Here is a 12,063-nt window from a genome sequence, read left to right as displayed (position 1 = left end):
ACAAAAAGTGACAGCTAAATGCAGCTGCTTGTAATTATTTACTTAAATGATATCGAATTAAGATTAAGCATTTAGGTACTTGGCACCCAGATATAAAAGGTATGATTGAATAATACTATTAGTTATGCGTAGAGTATTATTTAATTAATCAATTAGGTTTAATTTAATGTTGTGTTTATTAATTAAGAAAAGAATAGCTAATGGAGAAAAGCAATGATTGAATCGCCTAGAGGTATGACAATTATGGAAGCATATGAGTTATATCGAAATGACAAATTATTTGTTAATCGACGCTATCAAAGGAAACTTGTCTGGAGCAGAAAGGAAAAGAGAGACTTGATTGATTCAATAATACAGCAGTATCCAATTCCTTTAGTTCTTCTTGCAGCCACCGCTGATGGATATGAAATTATTGATGGAATGCAGCGTTTGAACGCAATTTTTGGATTTATTGAGAATAATTATTCAATTGATATTAATGGTAACGATGTGTGGTTTAATATATTAGATTATCCATTTGCTCATACGCAGGTTAAAAAAGGGGTGGTTTGCATACAGGAAAATGCGGCTTACTTAGAACAAGAGCAAGTGTCAAAATTTATTCAGTATCCATTCCCTGTAACGATTTTTAAAACTGGTAGTGAAGGTGAAATCAATGAAACTTTCCGCCGAATTAATTCAACGGGAGTTAAGTTGTCTGCGCAAGAGGTTAGACAGGCAGGTAATGTATCTAAATTTTCCTTGCTAGTAAGAACAATTGCATCTGAAATTCGAGGTGATGCTTCGAGAGAGATTTTACCTTTGCAGGATATGCCTGAAATTAGTATCGACTCAAATGTTTCTAAGCTCCAGTATGGAATTAAGGCAGAAGATACATTTTGGTGCAAGCACGGGATATTGAATGTTTCAGACCTTAAAGAAAGTGCAGATGAGCAGATAATTGCAGATTTGATATTGTCATGTGTATTAGGTCATCCATTTCCTGCTAGTAAGGATGCTTTTGATAATTACTATGGCAGTGGTCAAGACGATAAATCAGCTGAATTAGAAGTAAAAATAAACGCTGTTGGTGTGACAAATGTTAGAGAAAATTTTATCAGTGTTTTTTCTCAATTAGAAAACTTTGTTGAGCTCTCCCTACCGGGTAAACGTTTAAAAAACGTTTTGAATCCTAGTGCGGGAAGCAATCCAGTAAAAGAACCTTTCTATACTTTGTATATGGCATTTTATGATTTAATTGTTCTTCAAAATAAGGAGCCATTTGATTTGGGTGGAATAATTAAATCGATTACAGACATTAGTAGTAAATTGGTTAAATCTCGTAACTACACTACAATTGAAGATAGAAAGAATAATATAAATATTTGCAAGGGTTTGATACAAGATTGCTTTAAATTATCACAAGCTACGTTTAGAAATCCAACTTCTTTTATTATTGATTTTCAGGCATATTTAATGAAGTCAAGAACTGAAGCTGCTGTATATGATTTCAAACAAGGTTTTTATAATTTGAATCCAAAAAAACGAGAGTTTGATGAGGAAAGTTTTAAGAAAATACTTTGTAATATTTCTGCGATGGCAAACTTAGGCAAGGAAAAAGTTGGCTATTTATTTATTGGTGTTACAGACAAATCGGCTGACACAGAGCAAGTTAAAAAGCTTGATGGGTTATCTAATGTACCTATTTATCATGATTTTGGAGTTGTTGGTTTGGAGAGAGAGGCAAAATTGAAAGGTGTTAGCTTAGACAATTATATCTCTGGAATAACTAAGAAAATCTCTCAATCAGAACTTGATGAAAGCCTCAAGGTTCGAGTAACTAAAGATTTGACTCCAATTACGTACCATGGACATACGATTCTTATGATTAAAGTGCTTTGTGGATCAGAGCCTGTTTATTTTGATGAGGTTCTTTATCATCGTAATGGGGCAAATTGTGAGGAAGTAACCGGATCCAAACAAGGAGAAATTTACAAGTTGTTTGCCTAATTAATATACATATCGCGTAGGGTGCAATCCGGTTTGCTAATGCGAGTACCGCGTACGCCGCAATCGTAGGGTGCTGATGAGCGAAGCGAATCGCGCCGTTGCGATGTTTGTTTACGGCATATTCGGCGTAATTCGCTGCGCTCATTGACGCCCTACGATGTCGATGTATTTGATCGAAGCCATTCACTATCAACGCTTAGCGGGCAATACATCGATGTTGTTTCTCGCTCGTCGATCTTGGGGCTTTTAAAACCCCTTGATGCCAAGCCGACGAAGTCGGTGCAGGCATAGGGTCGCGTTTCTTGACTTACTTTCTTTGGCGAGACAAAGAAAGTAAGTGCCGCGCGGCATGAGCGCGACTCAGTTAATCAGATCGCTGCAGATTAAATCCACGCCAACGTTTACCGCGCATGTTGGGCTTCGCAAGCTCAGCGCCAACCTACCAAACCCAAACAATCAACTTTGGCGCAATTCGCTAAATTGATTGCGCTATACGTTGGCGATGTATTTGATCGCAGCCATTGATTAACAATGCCTAGCTGGCAATACATCAATATTATTTCTCGCTCGTCGATCTAGGGCTTTTAAAACCCCTTGATACCAAACCGACGAAGTCGGTGCAGGTATAGATACCGTCTTCTCTTGCGTACTTCTCGCAGCGAAAAGAGAAGTCAGTGCCGCGCGGCATGAGCGCGACTCGGTTAATCAGATCGCAACAGACTAAATCCACGCCCAATCGATTGACGCAAAAAGGCGACCTGCATCGGTCGCCTTTGTCTGAACAAGGTGGCTCTCAATTGGCGAGCGTCAGTGTGATTGCTCCTGTTTGACCCAGCTGAACAATCTGCGAACTGGTATTGCTACCATCACTAATCACCGCCAATACACTGCTCAATTGCGTGGGCAGATTAATGTTCCAACTCACTTGCCCACTGGCATCGGTAACCAAAGTATCAATCAAGGACAGGGCCACAGGGTCGGTGATGATGGTTGACACATCAGCGGGGGCTTTGCTGGCATGAGGGTCGCTGGTGCTGTAGGTGAATAATTTAATTACCACGCCCGCAGCGGCACTGTTATTGCTGTAGTTGACGGTAAATGGGATGCTTTTGGCGGCACTGAGCTGCCAATTCATGCCTGCAGGGGCTTTGATTTCGCCAAATGATGCGTAGTTTGCCGCCGCAGTCGGTGTTGGGGTGAGCACGGGTGCGGTGGTGCTACTAGGCGTGGTGCTGGCGGTGGTGGCTCCTCCGCCGCCGCCGCCACCACCACCACCGCAGGCCGTGAGTAGAACCAGCGTACTGGCGCAAAAGGCATGGAATAGTTGAGTCATGATCTTCTCCTCTTACAGGCCGCGATACAGCAGGCTGCTGACCAAATTATTAAAGTACCAATCGGTATTGGTGCTGCCGCCGGAGCTGGCCCATGCGCCGATTTTGGGGTGGCTCAGTACAATGTCGGTTCTTTCTTTTGGATATTCCCATTCGCTAGGAATATCGAGCGCCCATGGCAGTCGATTGGCATCGACATAGGTATTGCTGCTACCAATCACCGAGCGGTCATTTCCAGTGCCAAATAGCGCGGTGTTGGCTTTGGCGGTGGGTGGTTTGCCCGGTAAGTGGGTTTCTTGCCCACGATTGTCGGAGCGGAAAATAAAGGGGTTGTAGGGTGAGGTGAATAAGCTAGTTGCTAGCGGCGAGCTAAAACTCACTTTCATTTGGAAGGTGCTTGCGTTCAAACGTGGGCATTCGTTTTCGGTATTAAAAAAGCCGCAACCAGAGCGTGTTTGTACGGCGTAGGGCCGAATGTCGTTGTAAAGCATCATGACGGCTTCGTTTTGCCCTGCCTCGGGGGTGATTGCTTGTGGCGCGGCTTGGTTGATTTGTAGGCTGGCGGTGCTGACTTTATTGGCGGCAACGCCGGGTAGATGCACGCCAAAGCCGGTGGATAAAATACCGCCGTTGGCATCGAGCCGATATTCCATTTCAAGCCCAACCACTTGGCGCGATGCATTCATGATTTCTCGGGTGCGGTAGCGCATCACTAAATCATTCAGATCAAAATCGCCTTTTTGTGGCCAACTGTCTTCGTAGGCCAAGGTGCCCCAGCCATTTTGGCTTGGGTACCAGTGGCTAAAGGCTTTTGTCGCATCATTGGGAAACTCGTCGAGCGAATCTTTGACGCCATCGCCATCGGTATCGGGATCGGTGTTGGAGACCAAGGTGCTGATCGTATCAATATTGGTAATCGCCACTTTGGGGGTGACATGGATGGCTAGTACTACATCATTAAAATCGTTGTCGCCACCGACTTCACGATTGATGTCTTCAAAGCCAATGACCAGCCGTTGATACGTGGGGCCACTATTGCTCAGGTCTTTGAGCATCAGCGTGTGGGTATTTAAATTGCGGGCATCAGCAGCTTCGGGGTTGAGCTGGCGCAGCGTATAAAAAATAGCTTTCGGGTCGGCGTATTCTTTCACCCCAGGAACTCGAACGCCATTCACCGTGCGGCCAGTGCTCGACCAACCATTGGCGACAATCATAAATCCCAAAGATTGCCCCGCTTGAAATGTGCCCAAATATACGGTGTTGCCAGTGCTGGTTGCCGCAGTTAAAGGCGAGGGCATTGAGGCATTGGGCAAAATCATTTTTTCGAATACTTCAGCGCGAGTGCGCGGGGGATTGTTGGTGTCGTAGCTAAAGTAGCCCACCGAATTGAGGTAGCCTGCGCCTTCAGTGAGAAAAGTCACCCAGACTTCGGCGGTTTGGCTGAAGTGAAGATTGGTTTTGTCGTCCGAATCGGGCATCAAGCCTTGCGGGTTCAGACGGATGTCTTTGCCCTCGGGCAGCGTGAAATTAACCTTGCTGACCAAGTCGGCGGGCAGGTTAGGGATTGCGGTTGGAATGGTGGTGGTAAATTCGGCAACCGTTGGTTTGCCACTGCTATTAAAGTATTGACCAGATATGGGTGTACCGTGATAAGCCCAAGGGATTACATTGTTTACAATCGTATACCCAGCCAATAATTGAGTGCCCATCAATAAGATGAGCTTTTGATTTCGAGTCATCATGCACCTCCTCAGCGCGTTGAAATCATTATTGCGAGAGAGGGGGCAGCAAATGTGGCGCAACTGTAAAACAATGCAAAATGGGTTTTAATGGCTTTGCTGGCGCACGGTAGGCGCGCCGCTGCCTCATCAGCAGATGAAAATCAGGCTCAATGAGCTGTAATTCGATCTGGAAAACACAGGTTTTGCGTGAATAAGGCCGCTTGTTCGCTGCGGTGATGCGCTTAAATTTGGAAACGATTCGCTGTTGATTTAATGACTTTCGCGCGTCGAGCGGGTTTTTTTAAACCCCAATCTATCAAACCGACATTGGCCACTGCGCAATCGTGCTTTTTAGCGTTGCGGCGTCGGTCATGCCACTCATCACCCGATTGCCGATCAACATACTGGGCGTGGCAAAAATGCGCAGCTGTTTGCCTAGCTCAACACTGCTGGCCACGGCCGCGGGCATGGGGAGTTTAAGTAAATGCTCGGTTTTCGTGTGTTGGGCGATGCTGAGCATGGCTTGCTGCGTGATAGGCATTGGGGCTTTCAGAAGTGCGGCATGAACTTGCGCATATTTGGGGCGCGCGGCTTGCCAGACGTTTAGCGCGAAACTTGCGGCGTCTACGCTGCTATCGGCCATCATCGTCTGCCATTTCAACACAAATCGCACATCGCTCTCTTGCGCTACTTGCTGCAAGATCGCGTCGATTTTGCGGCAATAGGGGCAATTAAAATCGGTAAACACCAAGACGCTACGCTGCGCTTTGGCTGCACCGATGACAGGATCGGCGGCATTAAAGTACACCGCTTTGGGCTGGCTGCTGGCCAGTTGATTGAGTTGCTGCTGAAAGATTTTAGTTCGCCGCGCAGCTTCCGCTTGCAAGTCTTCCAATGACGTTTGCGCTCTAGCGATCAAGGGTAAGCCAGCCAGCAGGGCGAGAAAAGTTCGGCGTTGCATGGTTTTCATTTCAAAGAATAGGTGCGCCGATTGTGGCGCTTTGCCCTGCGACTGTCTTGGTAAATAGTGGCTTACTGGTCAGAGGATTAATGCCATTCAGCCAGAAAGGATAGCGTCCGTAAGTCATTTATAATTTATGCTTCGTTTTATTGACCAATGGAGTACACGACAATGAAAAGAATGCTCATCCTTTGCCTATTGCTTAGCACATCGATGTTTGCTGTGGCGGCAGAGATTTCAGTTGACGGCATGACGATCAAAAGCGGCAGCACCACGATTAAATTTGGCGATCAAAATAAGCGCGGCGATTACTGGGATGGCAAGTATTGGCGTGATCCGGTTTATTGGGATAAACACCACGGCAAGGGTAAAAACAAACATCATTGCCCGCCGGGCCAAGCCAAAAAAGGCAATTGTTAAGCACGTCATTCTTAGCAAAAAATGAAGAAGGGTATGCTCGTTGTGTTTTGTACGTCACATCTTATGGTGTGACGTATTTGATTGTAGCCATTCAATATCAATGGCTGGCTTGCAATACCTTGATATTTTGTCTGGCTTATTTCGCTTGGCGAAGTAAGAAGTGCCGCGCGGTGTGAGCGCGACACAATCAATTAGATGTCAGCAGATTCATTCCATGCCAATTCTTGCGCAATTCGTATTGTCCTGCACCTCGCGTTATTGGCCGCAAGTGGTCAATAACGCGGGTGCTTAAGCTTCACTCGCTAAGATCGTCCAGACTTGCCGCGCTTTGCTCGCGTCGCGCAAAACATCCAGCGTAGCCAGCGCAGCATCGCTGCGGCTGAGATACATCTTTGTCATGCCAGCGAGCGATTGCACCAGTGCGTATCGCCCTTCGCCCGCTTCGTTGCTCAGCCCGCCGGGGCGAACAATCCGCCAGTCCAGTGTGCTATTACGCAGATGGCGTTCGGCTTGGGTTTTGGCAATCAGCGCTTCGCTTAAGGCTTGCTGCACATTGGGCGGCATTTGCTCAAATTGCTCGTCGCAGCCCAGTGAGGTCAGCAGTACAAAAGGCAAATCACTGTGCCAGTTTTGCGTGGCGTTGATGACATTTAAATTGCCAACAGCATCAATCCGCCGCCCTAAGCTATCTTTTCCACCAAGCAAGCTGACCACCGCACGCGGCAAGCTGGTTTGCAGCGCATGCTCGCAATCGGTGGGTTCAAACGCATTGCCGCGAATGACGGTAACCCCCAGATCGTCGAGTTCGCTGGCATCGCGCTCGTGACGCAATAGGCACGCTACCGTTAGCCCCGCTTGCAGTGCGTGGTCAATCAAGTGTCGCCCCGTTTTGCCTGAGCCACCAAAAATCAGTACATCATGCGCGGCCATCATGCAGTTTCCTTATTGGCTAAAGCACGCAGGGCTTTTATTTGTTCGGTGCGCAATTGGCCTTGTTCGTCGCGGCCAACAAAAATCTTGAACATCACCGCGCCCGCTTGATTGCAAAAAATCAGGCTGGCGGTGGGTTTGCCCATAAAGGGTCGCTCGACCCAATAAATGGCGGCGCAATTTTGATAGCGCAAATGCCCGTGCAGGCCGGTGCTGCCTTGCAAATTAAAGAAACCATGGCCTACTTCGCCCACAGGTAGCGGGCCAGTAAATTCCAAAATCGCGTCATTGCTGTGCGTAATCAGCGTGACTGGTGTTTGCCATTGGTGCACTGCATTCATAAGCTCAATAAAGCGCTCCCCTGCCATTTTTTGCCATAGCGCGGCGGGCAGGCATTCGATTACTTCGGCGACAGCGCACTGATGCGAATCGGCCAATTGCTCCAAAATCACGCCGGGATTGGCGGCTAGGCGCTGACTGATTGCGGCTTTTTGTTCTGCATTGCTGAGTGTGGGTGCTGGCTGTGTGGCGGACATTGTTCTTCCTTCGGTGGTGAAATGAGTTGGGCTAATTCGCGAATCAGCGTGGGCGCCCAAAAGCGCCCAGCGATGCTTAAAGTGATTTGATCTTGACTGATGGTGAGCAGGCCTTGCTGTTGCCATAGCTGTAATTGCTGCAGCAAGATCGGATATGGCGCAAACAGCGAGCGGGCAAACTCCCCTGCTTCGAGTGCGCCTTGAATCAAGCCAAAAGCTTGTTTTTGTGGGCTGGTACCGGCCAAAAAAGCGATGGGTTTTTGATCAAGCGGCGTGGCGAGGTAGTCATCAAGATTACCTTGCACTTGATAGCTATACCCCGCATGGCAGCCCCCCGCGCCCGAGCCGAATGCGAGGCAATCTTGCCCCGATTTAATCGCCTGATTGTAGCGATTGCGTTCGCGCCGATTGGGCCTGGGATTGGGATTGGAAAAGTGACTATTGCTCAATTGTGTCCAGCCTGCATCAATCAGGCGGCGTACTGCATAGGCGTAATGGCGATTTTGCGTGGCTAAACTAGGCAAGGGTGGCAGCGCGCCTTTTTCGAGCATGCGATTGATCGGTAGCGTGGGAAAGCAGTTAAACGCGTACAAATCCAAGCCAGATAAACCCAGCGACAGTGCGACGTCCAGATCGTGCGCCCATTTGGCATCGTCTTGCCCCGGCAGGCCAAACATCAGGTCGGCTACGATCACCGCATCGGTTTGACTGCACAGCTCGCGTAAATAAGCCGCCGCATCGTCACCCGAATGCTGACGGCCAAGGCGGCGACGCAATTGCGAATCAAAGCTTTGTACGCCGATTGAAATCCGGTTGGCACCGGCTGCAAGGCAGGCTTGCGCTTTGGCAAGGCTGAAATGCGAAATCCGGCCTTCGATGGTGATTTCGCAATCATCAGTCAGCGGCAGTGTGCGCTGCACTGCAGCCAGCAGACGGCATAAATCGGCTTCGCTCAATGCCGTGGGCGTGCCGCCACCAAAATAGACTGCGTTAATTGAGCCACCAGTAGGACGTTGGCTGGCTTCGAATTCCAATTCGGCAATTAATCGATCCACATACGGCGCGCCGTGCTTGGATTGCCATGCATTGCGATAAAAACCGCAAAACACGCAGCGATTGGCGCAGAAAGGGATGTGAAAATACGCCAACGTGCTGGGTTTGATCGGCGTGCTGAGAATGCGCTGCGTGATCGCCGGCCACGCTGTCGGCGGCACCATTTGCGCACCCCACATCGGCATCAGTGCCTTTCGTTCGGCAAATGCGGTGGGGAGTACATCATTGGCTTGCAGCCAGCGATTTAGATCTGGGCTGGCAGGGGTAAGACTCGACATAGATCATTCATTTACTGTTTGTGATAATGATAACCATTGTCGTTTACTTGCGCGAGCGCTATTTTGATACGTATCAAATACGGCAGGATCAGCTCACTCGTCGCAATGAGCGGTGCTCATTATTGGTGATGGAATGTTGATGTATTTACTTGTGGTATTTGATTAATAAGTCTTAGGTGGCAATACATTGACATTTTTCTTGATCGTCGGTCTAGTGCTTGAAAACGCCTTAATACCAAGCCGATGAAGTCGTTGCAGAGATAGGGTCGCGTTTAGCTTCGCAGAAAATTCGTTTTCTGGGCACCAGTGCCACGCGGTAGAAGCGCGACACTGCATGCAAGAGTGCAATCAATCAAACCAACGCTTTTTCTTGTAATACGGTTTTTTGCCGTAGTGCGGCGGGCTTTGATAATGCGTGCCGCCTTTTTTCTTCATCACCCATTTGAGCAGCATTTCGAGTGCGCTATAAAATATTTTCTGTTTCATGCTCATTGTCGACCCCTTAGCTCAACATCATTCGCAAACGACCTTCCCAATCCACGCTCTGCCATTGCTGATCCATATACAGGCTGGAATAGCTGTCGCGGCTAAAGCGACGGTCGGTTTCGATCAACACATGCACGCCATCGGCGCGGCTAATGCAGGTGATTTCGACTTCTTGAATCCGCGAAAATCCGCGCTGCGTCGGGCGGAATTCAAATTCCTGATAGCAGCCAATCGAGCTGGCAATTTGATTGATGCGCGCGGTACCGATTTCGACATCGCTGCTCATATGTGCAAAACCCAAACTGCCCATCGCGGCAATCAAGCGCTGCATTTGCGGCAATGGGTGCACATCGAGATAGTCGCGATCTTTGGCGTCAATCGCTGAAGCAATCGCTAAGTCGGTATGTATCCACACCGCAGCTTTGACATTGGGCGCGTAGCCATACCCCGGTGTTGCGAGGCCATTTGCATTATTGACGGGCGTTTCCAATGGCAGCGTCAAAGAAAAAGGCAGTCGGCGTTCTAATCCTGCGGTCGCGGTAAAGGCATTGGCCACCCGATATTGAGCGATGGTTTGCGCAACACGCACTTCGCTATCGCCGACTTTTTGCTCGGCTTCGGTCATCAGCTGTAAATCAACGTATTCAATCGCTTGATCGACACTGCCACCACGAATGAGCACATGGCCTGTGAGCGCACTGCCGGGATATACACTGGCGTTATCAAGGACGGTATCCACCGTCGCGCCGCCCACACCTACGGCGGCAAACAATTTCTTCAACATCTGTCGCATCTCTATCAAAAGCAGCCCGAATGGCCGCGCCAATAGGAGTGGAGCGCAGGTGAAAGGTTCAATGCTTTTTACGCAGTTGGCATCAATTAAGTCGTGAACTAAATCCGGCGTGCGGGGTCGTGATGGGCGGGAGGGGCGCGTACTGACAGTTTGAACTTGATGTGCCTCACTGAGTGCGGGCTACGAAAGGGCGATGTTCAGATCTGCTGTTAATGCTGTGCCTCGCTCGTTGAGTTGGGGCTAAAAAACCCGTCTAAGCGCACCGAGTGAGGGAGAGAGACAAACTGTTTTATCGTTTGGCTCACGACAGATCGAGGGCATCGGGGACCGATGCGCGTCCGGGTCGCCTTCTCTTGCTTACTTCTCTTGGCGAAGCAAGAGAAGTAAGTGCCGCGCGGCATGAGCGCGACTCGGTCAATCAGATCGCCACAGATTAAATCCACGGCAATTCTCGTTTTCTAATATGAAATTTTCACAGTAAATTTCACACATCCAAGATATTGATGTATTTCATTATAGCTATTGATTGTCAACAGCTAGCAGGCAATACCTAGCGTGCATCCGCTGGATCCACATGCGTCATCACATTCAGCACATCGGCGTGCGCCGTCAAGACGCGCTGGCGGGCGAGGACTGCGATGTCGTGGCCTTGTTCAACGGTCATCGTGCGATCCACTTCCAAATGCACGTCGACCAAAATCAGATCACCCATTTTGCGAGTTTTTAAGGCGTGAATGCCGATCAATTCGGGCGTGTCGATCAGTGTGGTGCGGATTTGTTCGACTTTATCTTCATTGACGGCGCGATCCATCAAATCGTGCATCGCATCCCACGCAAAGCCCCAACCCATCTTTGCGACCATCAAGCCGACGATCATCGCCGCAATCGGGTCGAGCAAGTGATAGCCAAGTAAATTACCGCCAATGCCGAGTGCAACGACCAAGGACGACGCTGCGTCCGAGCGCGCGTGCCATGCGTTGGCGATCAACATACTGGAACGAACTCGCTCGGCGACGGCGAGCATATAGCGAAAGAGCAGCTCTTTACTGAGCAGCGCGCCGAGCGCCACCCACAGCGCGATCACTTTGACTGGCTGAATCGATTCTGGGTTTTGGATTTTGCCAAATGCCGACCACAACATGCCCAAGCCAACGACCAGCAGCAGACCGCCGAGCACCAAGGAGGCGGCGTTTTCATAGCGTTGATGGCCGTAATGATGATCGTCGTCGGCGCCTTTTTGGCTGTGATGATTGGCAAACAGCACGACAAAATCGGCGATTAAGTCCGACAGCGAATGAATCGCGTCGGCGATCAAACCTTGCGAATGCGAAAACACGCCGGCAATCAGCTGCGTAATCGTCAGCACGATATTCACCGCCACACTAATCCACGTACTGCGTTTGGCGGCTTGATGTTTGTTGGGCGTATCTTCGTCGATGATGTCTTCAATTTGCATGTTCAATCTCGGTTTGGGCTAGATTTTGGTAAGAAAAGCAGCGCTGGCGCGATTATACCGAGGCGGATTGAAGCCAAAGTGAAGATGCGATTTTTACTGGCGTGGATCA

General features: G+C 49.0%; 11 protein-coding genes. 2 read left to right on the top strand and 9 right to left on the bottom strand.

The features are described from left to right. Positions 1-213: 213 nt before the first annotated feature. Entirely contained in the window at positions 214-1,989 is a 1,776-nt protein-coding gene (locus K4H28_RS14270) for a GmrSD restriction endonuclease domain-containing protein (RefSeq protein ID WP_221005812.1), read from the top strand. A gap of 793 nt (positions 1,990-2,782) precedes the next feature. On the opposite strand, the gene K4H28_RS14265 is transcribed toward K4H28_RS14270, so the two are convergent. From K4H28_RS14265 to K4H28_RS14255, 3 genes are all read right to left on the bottom strand, one after another. After that, positions 2,783-3,322, bottom strand: coding sequence for a hypothetical protein (locus K4H28_RS14265; RefSeq protein WP_221005811.1), 540 nt, complete (start codon positions 3,320-3,322; stop codon positions 2,783-2,785). A 12-nt stretch (positions 3,323-3,334) separates the two neighbouring features. Then, on the bottom strand, positions 3,335-5,062 hold the full coding sequence (locus K4H28_RS14260) for an LruC domain-containing protein (RefSeq protein WP_221005810.1): 1,728 nt from the start codon (positions 5,060-5,062) through the stop codon (positions 3,335-3,337). Positions 5,063-5,357: 295 nt separating this feature from the next. After that, positions 5,358-6,002 carry a thioredoxin domain-containing protein gene (locus tag K4H28_RS14255; RefSeq protein WP_221005809.1) on the bottom strand — a complete coding sequence of 215 codons (645 nt, stop codon included), beginning with the start codon at positions 6,000-6,002 and terminating at the stop codon, positions 5,358-5,360. Positions 6,003-6,173: 171 nt separating this feature from the next. Here K4H28_RS14255 and K4H28_RS14250 point away from each other — a divergent pair, with 171 nt between their 5' ends. After that, the gene (locus tag K4H28_RS14250; protein ID WP_221005808.1) at positions 6,174-6,422 is read left to right on the top strand and encodes a DUF2502 domain-containing protein; all 249 of its coding nucleotides are present in this window, start codon (positions 6,174-6,176) and stop codon (positions 6,420-6,422) included. Positions 6,423-6,710: 288 nt separating this feature from the next. Here K4H28_RS14250 and K4H28_RS14245 read toward each other — a convergent pair whose 3' ends face one another. From K4H28_RS14245 to K4H28_RS14225, 6 genes are all read right to left on the bottom strand, one after another. Further along, on the bottom strand, positions 6,711-7,355 hold the full coding sequence (locus K4H28_RS14245; RefSeq protein WP_221005807.1) for an NAD(P)H-binding protein: 645 nt from the start codon (positions 7,353-7,355) through the stop codon (positions 6,711-6,713). Next, positions 7,352-7,888 (bottom strand): heme utilization cystosolic carrier protein HutX, encoded by a 537-nt coding sequence (hutX, locus tag K4H28_RS16860; RefSeq protein ID WP_308443452.1) that lies wholly within the window; start codon positions 7,886-7,888, stop codon positions 7,352-7,354. Before hutX ends, K4H28_RS14245 begins: the two co-directional genes overlap by 4 nt. Continuing rightward, positions 7,819-9,219 carry a heme anaerobic degradation radical SAM methyltransferase ChuW/HutW gene (gene hutW / locus K4H28_RS14240; protein ID WP_308443451.1) on the bottom strand — a complete coding sequence of 467 codons (1,401 nt, stop codon included), beginning with the start codon at positions 9,217-9,219 and terminating at the stop codon, positions 7,819-7,821. Before hutW ends, hutX begins: the two co-directional genes overlap by 70 nt. Before the next feature lie 348 nt (positions 9,220-9,567). Continuing rightward, positions 9,568-9,711 carry a hypothetical protein gene (locus K4H28_RS14235; RefSeq protein WP_221005806.1) on the bottom strand — a complete coding sequence of 48 codons (144 nt, stop codon included), beginning with the start codon at positions 9,709-9,711 and terminating at the stop codon, positions 9,568-9,570. 10 nt (positions 9,712-9,721) lie between these two features. Next, the gene (locus K4H28_RS14230; RefSeq protein ID WP_221005805.1) at positions 9,722-10,489 is read right to left on the bottom strand and encodes a sporulation protein; all 768 of its coding nucleotides are present in this window, start codon (positions 10,487-10,489) and stop codon (positions 9,722-9,724) included. Positions 10,490-11,048: 559 nt separating this feature from the next. Next, complete coding sequence (locus K4H28_RS14225) at positions 11,049-11,954, bottom strand: cation diffusion facilitator family transporter (RefSeq protein WP_221005804.1); 906 nt, start codon at positions 11,952-11,954, stop codon at positions 11,049-11,051. Positions 11,955-12,063 lie beyond the last annotated feature (109 nt).

It is taken from the genome of Deefgea tanakiae, from assembly GCF_019665765.1.
Taxonomy (GTDB): Bacteria; Pseudomonadota; Gammaproteobacteria; order Burkholderiales; family Chitinibacteraceae; genus Deefgea; species Deefgea tanakiae.
The sequence above is the reverse complement of the archived record's forward strand: the minus strand, read 5'-3'. Positions and strand labels throughout refer to the sequence as shown.